The sequence below is a fragment of the Burkholderia sp. AU33803 genome (assembly GCF_002223095.1).
Taxonomy (GTDB): Bacteria; Pseudomonadota; Gammaproteobacteria; order Burkholderiales; family Burkholderiaceae; genus Burkholderia.
The window spans coordinates 436,121-453,133 of the sequence record NZ_NKFJ01000008.1 but is presented as its reverse complement, the minus strand read 5'-3'; the positions used below and the strand labels follow the sequence as shown (position 1 = coordinate 453,133).

Annotated in this window: 14 protein-coding genes; 6 read left to right on the top strand and 8 right to left on the bottom strand. The window is 60.2% G+C overall.

All coding sequences use genetic code 11. From position 1 onward, the window contains the following. Nucleotides 1-393: 393 nt before the first annotated feature. Nucleotides 394-1,632 carry an SfnB family sulfur acquisition oxidoreductase gene (locus CFB41_RS33530; RefSeq protein WP_089459569.1) on the top strand — a complete coding sequence of 413 codons (1,239 nt, stop codon included), beginning with the start codon at nt 394-396 and terminating at the stop codon, nt 1,630-1,632. A 206-nt stretch (nt 1,633-1,838) separates the two neighbouring features. On the opposite strand, the gene CFB41_RS33525 is transcribed toward CFB41_RS33530, so the two are convergent. The 3 genes from CFB41_RS33525 to CFB41_RS33510 all read right to left on the bottom strand — a co-directional run bounded on the left by CFB41_RS33525 (nt 1,839) and on the right by CFB41_RS33510 (nt 4,637). Beyond that, nucleotides 1,839-2,246, bottom strand: a complete 408-nt coding sequence (locus tag CFB41_RS33525; RefSeq protein WP_089459568.1) for a DUF3224 domain-containing protein — start codon at nt 2,244-2,246, stop codon at nt 1,839-1,841. Between the two features lie 379 nt (nt 2,247-2,625). Next, the gene (locus tag CFB41_RS33515) at nt 2,626-3,333 is read right to left on the bottom strand and encodes an Imm50 family immunity protein (RefSeq protein WP_089459567.1); all 708 of its coding nucleotides are present in this window, start codon (nt 3,331-3,333) and stop codon (nt 2,626-2,628) included. A 323-nt stretch (nt 3,334-3,656) separates the two neighbouring features. Beyond that, complete coding sequence (locus tag CFB41_RS33510) at nt 3,657-4,637, bottom strand: YafY family protein (RefSeq protein ID WP_089459566.1); 981 nt, start codon at nt 4,635-4,637, stop codon at nt 3,657-3,659. A gap of 123 nt (nt 4,638-4,760) precedes the next feature. On the opposite strand from CFB41_RS33510, the gene CFB41_RS33505 reads away from it, so the two are divergent. Then, nucleotides 4,761-5,423 carry a glutathione S-transferase family protein gene (locus CFB41_RS33505; protein ID WP_089459758.1) on the top strand — a complete coding sequence of 221 codons (663 nt, stop codon included), beginning with the start codon at nt 4,761-4,763 and terminating at the stop codon, nt 5,421-5,423. Between the two features lie 74 nt (nt 5,424-5,497). On the opposite strand, the gene CFB41_RS33500 is transcribed toward CFB41_RS33505, so the two are convergent. Next, entirely contained in the window at nt 5,498-6,328 is an 831-nt protein-coding gene (locus CFB41_RS33500) for an alpha/beta fold hydrolase (RefSeq protein WP_089459565.1), read from the bottom strand. Nucleotides 6,329-6,496: 168 nt separating this feature from the next. Here CFB41_RS33500 and CFB41_RS33495 point away from each other — a divergent pair, with 168 nt between their 5' ends. The 4 genes from CFB41_RS33495 (at nt 6,497) to CFB41_RS33480 (ending at nt 9,973) form a co-directional block, all read left to right on the top strand. After that, on the top strand, nt 6,497-6,946 hold the full coding sequence (locus CFB41_RS33495) for a MerR family transcriptional regulator (RefSeq protein ID WP_089459564.1): 450 nt from the start codon (nt 6,497-6,499) through the stop codon (nt 6,944-6,946). Between the two features lie 176 nt (nt 6,947-7,122). Next, nucleotides 7,123-8,040, top strand: coding sequence for an acetoacetate decarboxylase (locus CFB41_RS33490; RefSeq protein ID WP_089444461.1), 918 nt, complete (start codon nt 7,123-7,125; stop codon nt 8,038-8,040). A 43-nt stretch (nt 8,041-8,083) separates the two neighbouring features. Then, nucleotides 8,084-9,328, top strand: a complete 1,245-nt coding sequence (locus CFB41_RS33485; protein ID WP_089459563.1) for a trans-acting enoyl reductase family protein — start codon at nt 8,084-8,086, stop codon at nt 9,326-9,328. Nucleotides 9,329-9,466: 138 nt separating this feature from the next. After that, nucleotides 9,467-9,973 (top strand): MerR family transcriptional regulator, encoded by a 507-nt coding sequence (locus CFB41_RS33480; protein WP_089459757.1) that lies wholly within the window; start codon nt 9,467-9,469, stop codon nt 9,971-9,973. 664 nt (nt 9,974-10,637) lie between these two features. On the opposite strand, the gene CFB41_RS33475 is transcribed toward CFB41_RS33480, so the two are convergent. The 4 genes from CFB41_RS33475 to CFB41_RS33465 all read right to left on the bottom strand — a co-directional run bounded on the left by CFB41_RS33475 (nt 10,638) and on the right by CFB41_RS33465 (nt 16,938). Beyond that, nucleotides 10,638-13,019: a type I restriction enzyme HsdR N-terminal domain-containing protein gene (locus CFB41_RS33475; RefSeq protein ID WP_089459562.1), complete on the bottom strand. Its 2,382-nt coding sequence runs from the start codon at nt 13,017-13,019 to the stop codon at nt 10,638-10,640. A 511-nt stretch (nt 13,020-13,530) separates the two neighbouring features. Then, the gene (locus CFB41_RS37900; protein ID WP_144029984.1) at nt 13,531-14,547 is read right to left on the bottom strand and encodes a hypothetical protein; all 1,017 of its coding nucleotides are present in this window, start codon (nt 14,545-14,547) and stop codon (nt 13,531-13,533) included. A 239-nt stretch (nt 14,548-14,786) separates the two neighbouring features. Further along, the gene (locus CFB41_RS33470) at nt 14,787-15,353 is read right to left on the bottom strand and encodes a hypothetical protein (RefSeq protein WP_089459561.1); all 567 of its coding nucleotides are present in this window, start codon (nt 15,351-15,353) and stop codon (nt 14,787-14,789) included. Between the two features lie 901 nt (nt 15,354-16,254). Beyond that, the gene (locus tag CFB41_RS33465) at nt 16,255-16,938 is read right to left on the bottom strand and encodes a type 1 glutamine amidotransferase domain-containing protein (RefSeq protein ID WP_089459756.1); all 684 of its coding nucleotides are present in this window, start codon (nt 16,936-16,938) and stop codon (nt 16,255-16,257) included. Nucleotides 16,939-17,013: the final 75 nt, after the last annotated feature.

Below are 17,013 nucleotides of genomic sequence, written 5' to 3'. Positions count from 1 at the left end.
TTCCGAACAGGGGAACGCGCCTTGCCGGCCGTATTGCGGCGTCGATCGTCGCTTGTTTGGCTCGGCCAAACGGCGCTCCTCACTCCTTGCACTACGTCCGGCAAGGTGCGTTCGCAAGCCCGTTATTAGCGTGAACAGGCCCTAGTATAGGAATCACGCTTCGGACGATCCAATAACGGATTCATACATCGTTATCGTCATCGGGCATTACGCGGGCGAGGCGGCGTGGCGTCGATGCCGGGGCGTCGATTTCGTCGCTGACGCGCGGCTTGTTGCGGCCCGCACACCGCATCGTTTGTCATGCGAAGGAATATCGTTGTGCGAATCGCTCGGTTTGCCGGCGTGCGGGGCGCTGCTAGATTGAATGCTTCCGTCAATCAGCAGGAGAGCCCGATGTCAGAGACGAGCGCCACGATCCAGGAACGGCCGGTCGAAACGCAACCGCAAGCGGCGCACGTGATCGCCGATGACGCGCAGGCCATCGCGGCCGCGCATGCGCTTGCGAAGCGGCTTGCGGAAGGGGCGGCCGAGCGCGACCGGGAGCGCCGGCTGCCGCGTGACGAGATCGAATGGTTCTCGCAGTCGGGGCTGTGGGCCATCACCGTGCCGAAGGCATACGGCGGCGCGGGCGTGTCGCACGTGACGCTGACGGAGGTGGTGAAGATCATCGCGGCGGCCGATCCGTCGCTCGGGCAGTTGCCGCAGAATCATTTCGGGCTGGTCGACGTGATCGCACTGACCGGCACCGACGCGCAGAAGCGCCACCTTTTCTCGGAAGTGCTGAGCGGCAAGCGGTTCGGCAACGGCTTTTCGGAGAAGGGCACGAAGCACGTCCTCGACCTGAAGACACGCGTGCGGCGGGACGGCGACGATTACGTCGTCGACGGCACCAAGTTTTATTCGACCGGCGCGCTGTTCGCGCACTACGTGCCGGTGCTCGGCCTCGACGACACGGGCCACGCGTGGCTCGCGTACATTCGCCAGCCCGCGCCGGGGCTGACCGTGATCGATGACTGGTCGGGGTTCGGGCAACGGACCACCGCGAGCGGCACCGTCGTGCTCGACAACGTGCGCGTGCCGGCGTCGCATGTACTGCCGGCGCAGCGCGTGTCGGATCTGCCGACGCTGAACGGCCCGCTGTCGCAGATCATCCAGGCCGCGATCGACGCGGGCATCGCGAAGGCCGCGCTCGACGATACGCTGGCGTTCGTGCGCTCGCGCACGCGGCCGTGGGTTGACAGCGGCGTCGAGCGGGCGGCCGACGATCCGCTGACGATTCGCGAGGTCGGCCATCTGCACATCCAGCTGCATGCGGCGGAGGCGCTGCTCGAGCGCGCGGCGCGTACGCTCGACGAGATCGCGGCGCGCGGCGACGTGACCGAGGACGATGTCGCGCGTGCATCGGTGGCGGTGGGCGAGGCGAAGGTGCTGACGACGGAGATCGCGCTGCTCGCGGGCGAGAAGCTGTTCGAGCTGGCCGGCACGCAGTCGACGCTGGCCGAGCACAACCTCGACCGGCACTGGCGCAATGCACGCACGCATACGCTGCACGATCCGGTGCGCTGGAAATATCACCTCGTCGGCAACTACTACCTGAACGGTGTGCGGCCGGCGCGCCATGCGTGGAATTGAACGCGTGACGATCGTGGTGTCGTGGCCCGGTGACGGGTGAATGCGTCACCGCGGTCGAACGCATCTGCGTGTTCACGAGCGAACCCGGCAATGCTTTTCGTCGAAGCGCAATTGCCGGGTATCGGGCAAGTGAATGCTGCATGGAGGGCGTCATTGCCCCGGCGCGGCGACACCACGAAGCAGCCGCATCGGCTGCATGAGCGGGCTTACCGAGGCGATTCCGGCAACGTGTAGTCGAAGCGGTACGAATGCAGGCCGTTGTCGATGGTGATGATCATCGAGCCGGCGAGGCCCAGCAATTCTCCCGTGCCGGAATCGGGCACGACGGTGATCGACTGCTGCGGCTGCCCGCGGGTCATGGTGGAGCTGTGCTGCAGGACGAAACTGCCGTGGCGGCCGCCGAGCGCACCTTGCACGGTTTCCATCGCCACATAGCCGGCGGAGCCCTGGACACTGCTTCGAAACGCGAGCATCTCTCCGTGGCTGACGGCTTCCAGGTCGCCGTGATACTGCTTGTCCAGCGACATGCGGCCGAGCCCGCTCTGTTCCGCGACGGCACTCAGGGATTCCGGATTCAGCTTCACTTCAAACGGACCATTGGCCAGCAGTGTCATTGCAGCGCTCCTCGTCGAATTGGCAACCCGCACTATAAGTCAACCGGGTTCCACCGGAGGTAACGGTTTGCCTGACAGGCCGGAATCGACGGCGGATCGAATTGCGGATCGTATGCCGCGCGGCGCTTGCGGCGATGTCGTCGGCCGGATGGGCAGCGCGTTGTATGACCCGCCGATCCGTATGCATCGGCACGGGCGCTCGACGACACGCGACACGCGATTCGCGATTCGCGATCGATCACTTCCGCACGAAACTGCTGAGGCTTTCAACCGGGTTTCAGACCGTCACCGCTACGCGTCTGGCGATCATCCGCCGCGATCGATTGCCACGCTTTCTCGACGCGTTTTCCGACGAAATCTGACTGTGCCGATGCGGCCTTCAGATCCCGACGTCGTCTGACGCGCACGGCTCGATGCGGATGACGGTCGCGGTACGACAGTAGAGCAGGATCCCGAAGCCGGTCGACGGATTCAGGTCGATCTGGATGCGGCCATCGTCGCAGTGAGAAAACCGCAGATCGTAAATCCACGACGGGAGCGCGACATTTTCCGTCGCGAACTCGGTTCCCTCTACGTCCTCGAACAGGAACGTAATCCGGCAAGGCGTTTGTGGTCCCTTCCATGCCGGATTGTCCTGCCCGGCATGACGGATCGTGAGTTCCATATCCGTTTGCCAGCCACCGTTCACGTTGACCCGACGCAGCGTGATGGCCAGCACCCCGGCATCGTGAAATTTCGGCCAGTAGCCGTAGATGCTGCGTATCAACCACGCGTGCCCGACCGCGCTCTCGTCCGTCTCCTTGCGGTTTCTGTATTGATCCGATTCCCATGACTCGGGCAAGCCCTCAACCATCGCTTCGAGCTGCTTGACCAGGTACCGTTCCGCTTCTTCCAACGAGCCCCGGAAATCGAGCGTGGTCGCCGCGCAGCCGATGCGGCCGTGGTGCGCCGCCTGCACGATCTCGTAGCCGACGGTGATCGCGCCATCGCTCTGCGGGCTCAGGTAGTAGCCGATGTCATAAGTCAGCCGGCGCGCGTTCTGCCGAACGTAGTGGAGCGTGTTGGGGTAGTTCGACTGAAGCGGCATGCTGTTCTCTCGGTATGGTTGGCTAGCAGTCCATGGGCGCCGTGCTTGCGACAGGCGCGGCACGCGCGCTCGCGGTGGCCGATCCCCGGCATGCCGGCCTGCACGATCGAGCGGCGATGCCGGAACTGTCGGCGCTCTGCCGGCGGCTGTCAATCGTCCATCGAGGGACGGTGGTGGAACAGGTCTGGGTCGAGGGGAAGCGCGATGATCGACCGGCGTGGCCGGCAGTACCACCTTGAGAAGCACGACTTCAAACTTGACGAAGACTCAACGGTTCCATGGTTTCGAATCGTCGTGATCCCGTCAGTGCGCAACGCGGTACTTCAATCGTCACCTGCCTGATAAAGCGCCTGCACCTGCGCCAACTCGTCGATGAACTGATCCTTGAGCGCTTGCGGCCCAAGGATCTTCACGTGTGCGCCGAACCCCAGCAGTTTCCGCGCGCCGTGCTCGATCGATTCGATCGGCATCAGGAACGCCTTCCATCCCGGCGGCATCTCCGTGTTGCCTTCTTCCGGTGCGACCGGCTCGGCCTTGATCCGCGCGTTGGCCAGCCAGGTTGCGCCGCGCGGCGACACGGCGATATGGGCGGTCAGCCGATTGAGGTCGGCTTCGTACCGGCTCATCGCGTCGCGCCAGTGCGTCGCGAGGTCGAATCGCGCGGGCCGCTTGAAGCGGCGGCGCGATGCATCGAGTTCGAGGATATTCGCGAGCCGGAACGTGAGCGCGCCGGGCTTGCCGGCCACCTTGGCAACCAGGTACCACGCGCCGCCCTTGAGCACCAGGCCGAGCGGTTCGAGTGCGCGGCGGGACACGCCGCGCCAGCTCTGGTATTTCACGTCGATACGGTACGAACCCCACACCGCATCGGCCACTTCACGCAGGAAGGCCGGCGTTTCCTGCGCGCGGTACCAGTCGACGGTGTCGACGTGCAGCCGGCTGGCAACGCGATCGGCATGCTCGCGCGAGCCGGGCGGCAGGCTCGCGATCATCTTCAGCCGCGCGGAAGTCGCCATGCCGTCGAGGCCCAGTTCTCGCGCCGGCCCGGGCAAGCCCGCCAGAATCAGCGCGTGCGCTTCGTGCTCGGTGAGTCCGGTGAGATCGGTACGCCAGCCGTCGCTCAACTGAAAGCCGCCGTTGCGGCCGCGATCGCCCCAGACCGGCACGCCGGCCGTGGAGAGCTGGTCGATGTCGCGCAGGATCGTGCGCTCGGACACTTCCAATGCTTCGGCGAGCGCCGGTGCGGTCATCCGGCCGCGCGCTTGCAGCATCATCATGATCGACAACAGGCGGCTCGCTTTCATGAGCGACACGTTACCTCAAATACCTGACATGAGGTGTCATGTTTTGGGGCTTATGCTTTCGCGCATTCCCGATCCGTTTCATCGAGGCGGGTGACGCAGCATGACATCACGAGGGATCAAACGATGAAGATCATTTCCGGGCCCCTGAGCATGTTCGGGGCGAAGGTCGAGATCGCGGCGCACGAGAAGGGCATCGAGTTCGAACTGGTGATGGTGCCGTTCAGCCAGCGTCGCGGCTACGATCCCAAGCATCCGGACGTGCTGCGGATCAACCCGAAGCGGCAAGTGCCGGTGCTGATCGACGGCGATCTGGAACTCTTCGATTCCACGCAGATATTCGAGTATCTCGAGGATCTGCAGCCCGATCCCGCGCTATGGCCGGCGCATCCGGCGGCGCGCGCGATCGCGCGTCAGCTCGAGCACTGCAGCGACGAAATCTATTTTCCGCATGTCGTCAGGCTGATGGGGCTGGAGGAGGCACCGGACGATTCGGCGGCACAGGCTGCGCGCGCCGCGGCGGCCGAATACTATCGGCGCATGGAGCACGTGCTGGCGGATCGCGCGTTTCTGGCCGGAACGTATTCCTATGCCGACATCGCGTTCTACATGGCGCAGCTGTTCGGCGCGCGCAAGGGCGCACCGATGACGGACGAAACGCCCCGCCTGCTCGCGTGGCGTGAACGGTTGACGGCACGCCCCGCCGTGCGCAAGGTCGCCGGTGCGATGGCCGGCTATCTTGCGTCGATCGGTGAAGCCGTTCCCGACTTTCTTCGCGGGCTCGACTAGCCGCGTTCGAGCGCGGGCAGGAGACGGCCTTCAGATGCAAGGGCAACTGAAGGCCGCACGGGCACCGTCGGTGTTCAGCCGCGGATGAACGCGAGCAGATCGGCGTTGATCGTGTCGGCGTTGGACGTGGGCATGCCATGCGGGAAGCCGGCATACGTCTTCAGCGTGCTGTTCCTCGCCAGCTTCGCCGACAGGAGCCCGGAATCCGCATACGGGACGATCTGGTCGTCGTCGCCATGCATCACGAGCACGGGGATCGTGGTGCTTTTCAGGTCTTCGGTGAAGTCGGTCTGCGAGAACGCGACGATGCCGTCGTAGTGGGCTTTCGCGCTGCCCATCATGCCCTGCCGCCACCAGTTCCAGATGACGCCTTGCGATGGCTTCGCGCCGTCGCGGTTGTAGCCGTAGAACGGGCCGGCCGGCACGTCGTAGTAGAACTGCGCGCGGTTTGCCGCGAGTTGCGCCTGGAGGTTGTCGAACACGTCTTTCGGCAGGCCGCCCGGATTGCTGTCCGTCTTGACCATCAGCGGAGGAACGGCGCTGATCAGCACGGCCTTGGCCACGCGGTCCTCGCCGTGACGGGCGACGTAGTGGATCACCTCGCCGCCGCCGGTCGAATGGCCGACATGAACGGCGCCTTGCACGCCGAGGTGATTCACGACCGCGGCGACGTCGTCCGCGTAGTGATCCATGTCATGACCGTCCCAGACCTGGCTGGAGCGCCCGTGGCCGCGACGGTCGTGTGCGATCACGCGATAGCCCTGTGCCAGGAAGAAGAGCATTTGCGCATCCCAGTCGTCGGCGCTGAGCGGCCAGCCATGATGAAAGAAGATGACCTGCGCGTCGCGCGGCCCCCAGTCCTTGTAGAAGATGTCGACGCCATCCTGCGTTGTGACGTATCCCATGTCTGCTCCTGTTCGGTGGGCGATATCGATCCGTGACGGTCCTGCCGGTCGCGAGCGTCGCCGGGCCGGCGCTGCGCATGCGGTGGCATCCGCGGCCCGCCTGCCTTGGCGATGCGCTTACTCTAGGTTTAAAGTTAGGTTTAATGTCAACACGCTGGAGAGGCAGGTATGCGAATCGGGGAGCTCGCGAAGCTCAGTGGCCTGACGGCCTCGCGGATCCGTTTCTACGAGGCTGAAGGGCTGCTCACAGCCGTCGAGCGCGGTGCGAATGGTTATCGGGACTACGGCGAAGACGCCGTGTGGATGCTCGAGATCATCGCCGGCGCGCAGAGCGCCGGGTTCTCGCTGGACCAGATCCGCCATCTGCTGCCGTTGAAAGCGGGCAACTGGCAGCATGACGGGCTGGTGGAGGCGCTCGAACGGAAAGTCGCCGAGATCGACGCGATGCAGAAGCGCCTCGAGGAGAACAAGGCGCAACTGCGCGTCGCGATCGACAGCATCAAGAACCGGCCGACCGAACTGACCTGCTCGGAGCGTACGCGCTGGGTGATGGACCGGTTGCGCAATCCGGGCGAGGTGTCGACACCCGGCAAGGGTCGTCGCACGACCGCCAAATGATCCGGCACAGGCATGCTGAGCGCCTGCCGGTCGCCCGGATGCAATCCGACGTGCCCCTCTACTCGGAGCCTTGACCTTAAAGTTGACTTAAATCTTAGAGTGCTTGCTGACGGCGGTGAGTCAGCGGGCATCGGGTGTTGCCTGCCACGGTCGATCATCGACGAGAGGCAACGAACATGGACAGGCGTTTTACACAGGTCGAATTCGGTCCGCACAAGGTCGACGTGCCCGAAGGCGGGTACTACGACCGGTTCCGGATGAACCCTGACCTCGACGAGGTGGCGCGCGATCCCGCGGCGGGGAACATCGATTTTTTCCGTCGGATTCCGAAGCGTCAGGTCGCGTCGCGGGTCGGCCCGACCTGGGCGCCGAATTTCTACTACCGTTCCAGCAGCATTCAACTGCTGTTCCTGGCACCGCTCGAACGCCTGCGGACCACGCTGCCGGTGCCGCTCGAGCCGCTGCGCGCGCTCCCCGGGTACGGGCTGGTCGCGCTGACCTTCTTCTCGTATTCGGTGTGCGACAACGATCCGTACGACGAAGTGTCGGTCGCGGTGGTGATCCGCCGTCCCGGCGCGACCGGGTCGCACGCGCTCGAGCTGCTCGATTCGATGCGGCGCCGGAGCTTCTTCGCGCATGTGCTGGCGCTGCCGGTCACCACGGAAATCGCGCGGGTGCGCGGCGTGCACGGCTATCAACTGCCCAAGTGGCTCGCCGATATCGACGTGAACCTCGGCGCCACCGCCAGCGCCCGCATTGCCGGCCCGGGCGGCCGGCCGGACCTGAGCCTGAGCGTGCCGATGCCCGCGCTGACGAACGTCGCGTCGCAGTCGCACATGGGCACGTCGACGATGATCAACCGCATCGACGGCGAATGGCACCAGACGTTGGTGCAGACGAATGCGCTATCGTTCGCCCAGCGCCTGCTGCCGCGCAACGTCGAGCTCGTGCGGCACGGCGGCCCGCTGAGCCAGTTGCTCGACGGACTGGGCGCGTCGACCATCCTGCGTCTCGACGTGGTGAAGGACGCGCAACTGGTGCTGAACCTGCCGACCCCGTTGAAGGCCTTCGATGAACCCGGAAAACCACGCTGACGCCACGCCACTTCACGGCACGCCCGCGCCGAAGGAATCGCCCATGACCCGTCCGACCCACGATCTCGTCGTATTCGGCGCCACCAGTTTCGTCGGGCAGATCCTCGCCCGCTACCTGGCCGAGTACCTGTCAGGCAGCGGCGAAACGCTGCGCTGGGCCATTGCCGGCCGCTCCGAAGCGAAGCTCAGGCAGGTCAGGGATACGCTGGGCGCGGCAGGGCAGTCGGTGCCGATCATCGTCGCCGACGCGGCCGACGAAGCGCAGCTTCGCGTGCTCTGCGCGCAGACGCGGGTGGTCGTGTCCACCGTCGGCCCCTACGCGCTTTACGGGGAGCCGCTGGTCAGGGTCTGCGCGGAAACCGGCACCGACTACTGCGACCTCACCGGCGAGACGCAATGGATTAAACGGATGATCGACAGGTACGAGCCGGCGGCCCGACAATCCGGCGCGCGCATCGTCCATTGCTGCGGCTTCGATTCGGTGCCGTCGGACATGGGCGTGTTCTTCCTGCAGCAACAGGCGCGACAGCAGTGGGGCGTGCCGGCCGAGCAGGTGAAGATGCGGGTGAAAACGCTGAAGGGCGGCGCGTCGGGCGGCACGGTGGCGAGCGTGATCAACGTCGTCCGGGAAGCGGCGGCCGATCCGGCGTTGCGCCGGGAACTGCTCGATCCGTATTCGCTGTGCCCGAACGGGCATGGCTTCACGGCCCGCCAGCAGGCGGTGCGATCCGCCGCATTCGATCGCGACTTCGACGCATGGATCGCGCCCTTCGTGATGGCGGCGATCAACGAGCGCGTCGTGCATCGCTCCAATGCGCTTGCCGGCAACGCGTACGGCAGCCGCTTCACGTATGACGAAGCGGTGATGACGGGCACGGGCCTGAAGGGCCGCCTGACCGCGGTGACGATGGTGGCCGGTCTCGGTGCGTTCATGGTGGGTGTCGTCATCAAGCCGGTGCGCAGCCTGATGGAGCGCTTCCTGCTGCCGAAACCCGGCGAGGGGCCGAGTGCCGCGGCGCAGCTGGCCGGCCGCTACGATCTGCGCTTCTTCGGCCGCACCGACGACGGGAAGACCCTGCGCGTGAAAGTCACCGGCGACCGCGATCCCGGCTACGGCTCAACGGGAAAAATGCTCGGCCAGGCCGCGATCAGTCTCGCGCAGGATTGCGTCGGCGACGGCGTCAAGACTGGCCGCGGCGGCGGCTTCTGGACGCCCGCGACGATGTTCGACGCGCGCTACGTCGAGCGCCTGGAGCGCCATGCGGGGCTGCGTTTCGAAGTGATTTGAGCGCGCATCGTCCGCGCGCCATTCGACAGGAAGCCGATAAATATCGGATTGCGAATCAACATCGGGAGGCAGCTGACAGTCACGACGACACAGATGGCACAGATGGCCGGACACGATCCGGCCGAGGAGTATCGGAACATGAAGATCGGGGAACTGGCGGAACGCACCGGCCTGACCCCTTCGCGCATCCGCTTTTACGAACGCATCGGTCTGTTGACGCTCGTCGAGCGCGAAGCGAACGGCTATCGCACGTATCCGCAGGAAGCGGTGACGGTGCTCGACCTGATCACGGCCGCGCAGAAGGCGGATTTCAGTCTCGACGAGATCCGCACGCTGATGCCGGCCGACCTCGCGCGGTGGCCCTGCGCTTCGTTGCTGAACGCGCTGTGCGGCAAGGTGCAGGACATCGAGGCGCTGGAGGCGCGGCTCGCGCAAAGCAAGGCGCAGATCGTGGCACTGATCGCCGACATCGCCGCGAAACCGGAGTCGGTCGATTGTGCAACCCATGCGAAGCGATTGCTGTCGCGCATCCCGCCGGGGAATGCGGCGGAGGGCGGCGAGGCGACGACTGCCGCCGCCGATCGCGATGAAGCGGTTTTAGGAGGAGCGTTAGTTCCCAGGGTAAGGGGAGGTCGGGATGTTTAAGTTAAGCGCGTAGTTCAGATAGGATATTTTTGACTTTCATGTATTTTTTTGATTGCTCATTTTTCGATCTGGGTGAAGCGTGTATGGATAAAAAATGGACTCCATTCGTCGTCGAATGGAGTTCGATATGCCAATGCGCAGTTCGAGAAGTTCGCCATTGAGAATGGAGTGCGCCCATTTCCTAGTGTGCGGGGTATAAAGAATTTGTCCGGGTGCAATTTCGCACAAAGTCATCATCACCACTGGCACTCATTTTTCTGTGGAGATAGATCAACTCTTTATGAGCAGGCCAAACTGCTTCGCGTCGGATAAATCGATGAATATCCTTAGCGTTGGTAATCTCACCGGACCATCGAAGCGGTGTGTGCTTGTCAGTGCTGATTTGCGTCCCGTCAAAGACTACATGCAGAGACGACACGAGCCAGAAACCAGTCTCATTTTCCGCTTTTTGAACGAGCAGCATTACTTAGGCACATAATTACCAATTCACCTCTTAAAAATCTACACCCGCCTCAACAAGATCTTAATTCGCGAGTGCGATCCAAGCAGAAGACCGGCCCCGGTTGAGTCAGATCTAGCCGACTTACGCCCGGGGCATTGACGATTACATTTCATTCGGAAATGAGCGAGGGCCGAACCGCTCTGGCTTTTAAGTTTCCCGGCGTCACTCTTTTTGCACGATGTATTTTCCAAGGAGAGAGCTGAATGCAGGGAGTACTCTGGTATCTAAAATTGTTCTCGCCCAGTTCGCCTGTCCATCATGAGCGGACGCAGAGAGGCGCAATAATGCGATATGAATTCGACTCAATAGTGAGAGCGAATTTGTGTTGAACGCAGTATCGATCCAGACGTTGGCATTCTGCCACTCACGTGCGAGATACTGAAAGATGGAAAACGTGATTGGTTCGACAATTCCCGCTTTAAAGTGCACAATCTGCCCGTATCCGGGCAGGTCAACGGTCGGAATAAGACGCATTTGATCGTCGCCACTCGGTCTTCGCAAGACGATGTTAGCCGCGCCAACTCGTTGCAAAATCTTTGGATCGATTCGGATACTACCATCGGGTGTTTCAATTGTCAGCGGTGAGGCTGCCAAATGAGAAAGTATCAACCACTGAAAAGAGTTGGGATAAGCCTCGAGGGGCCCGTTTTCTCCTATGTCGATTTCGTGTCGCTCGCCATCGATTTCAATCGACGCTCTACCGTCTTTTTGGACCAAGACCTCGATCGCTCCTGCACCTGGAAAGTACGTGGCAAAGCGCGTACCCGGTGCGATCTGTTCGATCTCCGGCCGTGTTTCCAGAAGGGATGTGACGAATTCAGATGCAAGTGGACCAAGTCGCTTGATCGTATCCAGCACCGCTTGTGCGGCAATAATGTCGCCGAACGGCAGGCAGCTTGCCGCGGCTGCGATATTTCTAGCAGCGTACGAAGAATCTTGCCGGACCTGCGAGTCAAGCTCCCTAGAGAGTATCTTCGCTAGTTCGCTGGCTAGTAGCTCGGGCAATCGGATATAAAGGACTGCGGGTCCGGAACCATGCATGGCGGGTTTAGCGAATCCATGATCAACGAGTCCCTTCAATTCATCTGCGTTAACGTATTGTCTCAACGTTTCACGACGAACGACGTTCACTTCGACTGATTCTGAAATTAACAAATCATCTCGATCGTGGTCTTTAGCGTCAGTCACCACCGCAGATGCTATCGCATTAAACAATCGTCGTAGTTCATGATCATCGAATCGGTCTCTCGCGTGCCGAATGAGGTCGAGGCTGAGCAATGGGGGCAAAGCAAGGGAGCGATCGGGAGGGGCTACCGCAACTTCAGTGAGTAAAGGAGTACATATAGATCGAAGAACCCACGGTTGCCGAAATTCGGGCGAGAAATTCGCACCCGGCTGAAATGAGAATCGTTGTTTCATCAATATTTGCTGCGCGCGTTGAAACTCCTGATCATCTAATGCTTCCAGCTTTACCCGTTTGGTGCGCCGACCAATGACAGACAGGCCCCTCCGGTTGGGAGCGGTCGTAAGGCTATCTGCCGGGACATCATCGACGGCAACAATGATCGACAGCCCTTGGCCATCTGTCAGCGACGAAAGATCCTCAATCTCCCGACGACCATCGTCATCGCCTGCGCTAAACCCGTCAACTAAAAGTAAAAGTTTGTTGTCAGCGTCTTGAGAGATCAATTTCAACCAGACGCGTGCTTCGTCACGAGTCACCGGCCACTCGAGTGAGCGCGAGAGCGTGTCCGAAAGAGATTGCAGAATATCGCATCCTGAGCCGCTTTCGATGTAGAGTGAGGCCAGTGCCGGTTGTGAATTTGTGCGCAATACAATCTCACGCAACACGCTGCTTTTGCCGGCGAGAGGTGGTCCTTCGAGCAAGATTAGTCGCTCATTGTTGAGAACGTGTGTAAGTACACTTGCCGTTGCTTTGCGCGGAAACAAAAATCCACGTGCGAAGGTGCGAGAAGGGTTTTCTTCAGATGCGCTGAGCTCCGCCAATATTTCACTCGTAGTTTGACGTATAGCCGATCTCCATACGCTGGAATTCGTGCCCATCAAAGTATCAACGGCCCGTTTAATATCAGCGGTTGCTGCTCTCGTTGCACTGGTCATAAGTGCATAAAATGCCTGTTCTGTGCGTGCTTTTGGCTGCCACGAATGACCACTGTGGGTTTCAATAATCTGCAGTTCTGCACCGTTGGTTACGATAACCAGCGGTGGGGATGGATTTAATAATCTCGCGTATGAAAGGCCTTGGGCATTATCGTTGTCCGTGAGCGGAATGCCAGGTCGCTTGAGTTCGAGTACTGCAATTGGTCGATCACCTTCGTATAAAAGTATGTCAGCGCGCGCTTCGGCTCGGGACGCTTGTTTGCCATCTATTTCAATCTTCTTGCGCCCAAACGTGAGCGAAAACGTCGTTTGATGTCGGATTGACCGTCGATCGAGCCAAGGGAATGCTAGTTCAATTGCGTTGTGAATTCGTGCTTCGAGGTCCGCCTCCGTGGGCGCAACCGTTAATTTATTTGTGGGCATATAAGTTGTTGAATTCTGGCTTTTGAGTGCCGCAGACGCCGTCGGCTAGATCGTCTAGGATCGCTATGCTGACCGTGTGACGCAGGAGGTTGGCAGGAAGTAGAACCTTCTTCGCAGGAGGCAGCGAGAATGGAGGTTACACGTTTACGCACAACATATCGGTCAAATGGAATCCCCTGAAGGAGATTGCGAGCAACGAATTTAGGATTGCATCGATGTATTTGAAGTAATCAACCGCCACGGATACGTCGTCCTTTCCCCCCCCCCCCTGGCAGGAGTGTACTGCATACGGAGGCAAGCTCGGTTGAGATTGCGTAACAAAAAAAATCGATTGGAATCATCTGTTTAGGAAGCGAATATGCTAAATATATTCTTCATATTTTACGAGAAACTCGGTCCGCACGGGAAAATGGATTCCGTCGTATGACTCATCATGCAAGGTTGGCACGGACGAAGTCATTTATTTTTGTTGATGTTCATTGGTGTGTTGCTTCCGAGTGGCAGGCAGTTGTCAAAGGCACTGAGAGTTTTTCGTGTGTCGACGTGGCACGCGAACGATATTCAGAATTGGAACAAGAGCGATGCAGCCCAGGAAGCCAGCGATAAGGCATGCACCGCTCCGTATCTCCACCCACTCTGTGGGCAGAGCGGTAGTGACGAGCATGATAATTGCCGCGGTAATGAATGCAGCGATATGGACGCGAAAGTCGAAGCGAAGTTCTTTAATATCCGTAAGCGAGCACTTCACTTCCTCTGCGAGATGATCTTCCTTTTTGCGCAGCTTAGATAGATCGAGAGGCTCGACGGAGTTTCCAGTTTGTGTTTCTTTCGCTCTGTTCCATTCGGTTTGGATCAAATCGAGCGACGGAAACCTTGATGGCCAGGATGCATGAAATTCGACGCCATACGCACTTAATAACGGTATCGCCCAAAGCGGTTGTTCGAGTGACTCTACGAATTTGTCATCCAGGACCGCCCAGAATTTTTCTGCACCTGCAAACTTTTCGCGATAGATGGCGATCCGATCCGCCGCGGGATAGGTACAAGGTGTCACCCACGCGGGAATCCAGTCTTCTTTCATCTCGCGCAGAAATGCGACGCGGTTCTTGCCTTCACCAGCGAGGAATAACCCGAGTCCTTGGATCCAGTCGTATTCTGCTCGGTTGGGACCCTCTTCAGCGCGCGCCGGGTCGAGGAAAAAGGCGCGGTGCGACTCGATCTCGTCGGTGTCCAAAGAGTCTGGCCACCACTTCCAACTGCAGCCAATCGTTTGGCGCGTCGGGACCATCGCCGGGAACGATTTGCCAGTCGGCGAGCGGTTGCTGAATGGCAGGACAGCTCGAAAAAATTCATTGCCATCCTTGGGGCCATAGCCTCCGTCGTGCAAGCCATCAGTTAAGCGAGATCCGCTCGGCCGTCCGATCACGTCGACGAGTAATTTTGCGTCGACGAGGGAGGTAACTTCTCTTCGGAGAGTATCCGAAATCCCGTCGTCGACTTTGGCAAGTACGGTTTGATGCATCTTCACTACCACCTCTCATAAACTCGCACAGCGAGAGTACGCCGAAGATTCGGCTGCATTCTTTATCGACAGCCGAGGATTCGCAGCAACGGCACTACGCTTTTTAGCATCCGTGTCACCTCGTCAAGTCATATTGTGGCGACTTCAAATCTTCGCACACGCTATGCCGGTAGTGCTGCAGTGGTACACGTTGCTCGAAGGGGGGGGGCGTCGTCCTCATCGCCTCGCGCAACGAATGTCCCATTTCAATCGTTGGCTGCGCTCGGTGTGTTAGCTAAATCGAATGCATCTTCCGGCTCGAACCCATCGATGAGCAGAGATAAAATGACATCGCGGAAGTCCGCGATGTTCTCAGGAAGTTCGTTCTTGTGTGCGATGTAATATTGGAAGCGAAGCTTTTCTGCCTCTTCCGGTTTACGCTTGGCGAGAGGAGGCACGAGCGTTCTTTGCGTCGCAATGTACGTCGCGAAATCGTGCGATCTACTTTTCCAGTCAAAGTCGAAAGCTTCTCGCTGGACCTCGGGGGCAATATGCCGCTTATCGTAGCGGCCACCCGGTTCGTCGGTCAGGCCGTTCACAACGAGGCCAGCTAGGTCCGGTAGTCGGAGCGTTTCGCAAAAGTACTTGACCACATCAAGTCGTCGGCCTGTCGAAACAGGGATAGCGTTCTGTGCCTCGGTAGTCGACGGGTGGGCGGCTTTTGCCTGCTCGACGAGGCGCTTGTAAGTGATGGTCCTGCGCTCAATTGCACACTGGACAAGGATGGGGAAATAGAGTTCGGCAAGAACGATGTCCGTTTTAGTGAATCGCATTGTGTGTGGCTGTGATGTTGGTTGGATGCGTGGCCGTATGGAACCGGTGCAAAAGAAGGCTTCCGAAGCGTGATTACTTTGGCGCTGCCGAGTCAACCTTGATAAACCTAGTGATTTTTTTTATCGGCAGCTAGTCAAGGAACTTTAAAATTTTCAAGCGAAACGATACCGACTGACACGTTGCTGCAACCGAAACCGGCAAGTACGCGCACAAGCGGCCGACAACCGGCTAGATACGGACGCCGGCAGGTTGCAGGCTGCGTAAAATGTCACGCCGACCATGCTCTCGGCGGGTGCAGTGGCGTGGTCGGACATGGCAGGTCTTACCGTAAGACAGCACCATGCATGCTCCTGATTTCTACTTGACTCAGTGGCAGGACAACGCAAATGGCTCCGTTCATTGCTACGGCTTGGTCGATCGCAAACACTTCGCCCCCCCAGGCACCTAAGAACATCGGTATTGAACGGTATTTTTACGACAAAGACGGTCACCGCTGAGGCTTGTCAGGCACTAAGGACCTTCGCGAACTGCCAACACCTTCACCTACCCGGAGTCATTTTGGCCAAGCGATGGGAACTGCAAGCTTTTGCGCTCGATGCTAACGAATTGGACCGATAACACAACCCACGCCGAATCGTGGAGTCCGGAGTGGCATGTACACAGCGTTGGACACGCATTGAGAAGAAGGATCCGGGTACTGACTCCCATTTAGGCGAAGGCGTCGAAACGGGCGCTGGCGTTTTGCTACACGCCGCTTCGTCCGGGGATGTCAGCTATCTTATTTGTTCTGAGTTTCGACTTTGCGATCAGACCATATCCCCGAAAGCCAATGAGATATACGGACCAAAAACCGAAACCATTCTGCGCCAGTCGCCCCGCGCTTGGCAGTACGCTGGCACATCACAGCAACGCGACGACCTGTTCCGCGGTCGCCTTCGCCGATTGCGGATTCTGGCCGGTCACGAGCCGGCCGTCGACGACGACGTTCGACGTGAACGGCAGCAGCGCCTTCTCGTAGCGCGCGCCACGCAGCTGCATCTGCTCTTCGACGTTGTACGGCACTTTCTTCGCGACGCCTGCCAGGATTTCCTCGACCCACGAATAGCCGGTGATCCGGCGTCCGGCCACCAGCAGCGAGCCGTCCGACAGCTTGGTGTTCAGCAGTCCGCAGTAGCCGTGGCAGACCGACGATACGATACCGCCGCGCTCGTAGATCTCGCGCGTGAGCCGCTGCAGCCCCGCATCGTCCGGGTAGTCCCACATCACCGCATGGCCGCCGGTGAAGTAGATCGCATCGAAATCGGCCGGATCGATCTCGTCGGGGCGCGCGGTGGTGGCGAGCAGCGCTTCATTGGCCTTGTCGGCGCGCCACGCTTTCGTGGCGGCGTCGGCGTGCGGCCATTTGAGCGAGCGCGGCTCCAGCGGCGACACGCCGCCCTGGGGGCTCACCAGCCGCTGCTCATAGCCTTTCGCCGCGAAGATCTGATGGGCATGGGTCAGCTCGGACAGCCACAGGCCGGTCGGTTGCGACGGATCGGCGTAGTGCGCGACGTTGCTGACCACGTGAAGGATGCGCTTGCTCATGATGCGGTTCCCTTTCATCGGCCACGGGCGGACGTCGTCGACGCGCCGCCGGATTGTCGGATGGCAGTACCCATA

Bases quoted from the DNA above. Each gene is read 5' to 3' on its own strand.
- CFB41_RS33530 (WP_089459569.1), top strand. From the start codon at position 394: ATGTCAGAGACGAGCGCCACGATCCAGGAACGGCCGGTCGAAACGCAA.
- CFB41_RS33525 (WP_089459568.1), bottom strand. From the start codon at position 2,246: ATGACACTGCTGGCCAATGGTCCGTTTGAAGTGAAGCTGAATCCGGAA.
- CFB41_RS33515 (WP_089459567.1), bottom strand. From the start codon at position 3,333: ATGCCGCTTCAGTCGAACTACCCCAACACGCTCCACTACGTTCGGCAG.
- CFB41_RS33510 (WP_089459566.1), bottom strand. From the start codon at position 4,637: ATGAAAGCGAGCCGCCTGTTGTCGATCATGATGATGCTGCAAGCGCGC.
- CFB41_RS33505 (WP_089459758.1), top strand. From the start codon at position 4,761: ATGAAGATCATTTCCGGGCCCCTGAGCATGTTCGGGGCGAAGGTCGAG.
- CFB41_RS33500 (WP_089459565.1), bottom strand. From the start codon at position 6,328: ATGGGATACGTCACAACGCAGGATGGCGTCGACATCTTCTACAAGGAC.
- CFB41_RS33495 (WP_089459564.1), top strand. From the start codon at position 6,497: ATGCGAATCGGGGAGCTCGCGAAGCTCAGTGGCCTGACGGCCTCGCGG.
- CFB41_RS33490 (WP_089444461.1), top strand. From the start codon at position 7,123: ATGGACAGGCGTTTTACACAGGTCGAATTCGGTCCGCACAAGGTCGAC.
- CFB41_RS33485 (WP_089459563.1), top strand. From the start codon at position 8,084: ATGACCCGTCCGACCCACGATCTCGTCGTATTCGGCGCCACCAGTTTC.
- CFB41_RS33480 (WP_089459757.1), top strand. From the start codon at position 9,467: ATGAAGATCGGGGAACTGGCGGAACGCACCGGCCTGACCCCTTCGCGC.
- CFB41_RS33475 (WP_089459562.1), bottom strand. From the start codon at position 13,019: ATGCCCACAAATAAATTAACGGTTGCGCCCACGGAGGCGGACCTCGAA.
- CFB41_RS33470 (WP_089459561.1), bottom strand. From the start codon at position 15,353: ATGCGATTCACTAAAACGGACATCGTTCTTGCCGAACTCTATTTCCCC.
- CFB41_RS33465 (WP_089459756.1), bottom strand. From the start codon at position 16,938: ATGAGCAAGCGCATCCTTCACGTGGTCAGCAACGTCGCGCACTACGCC.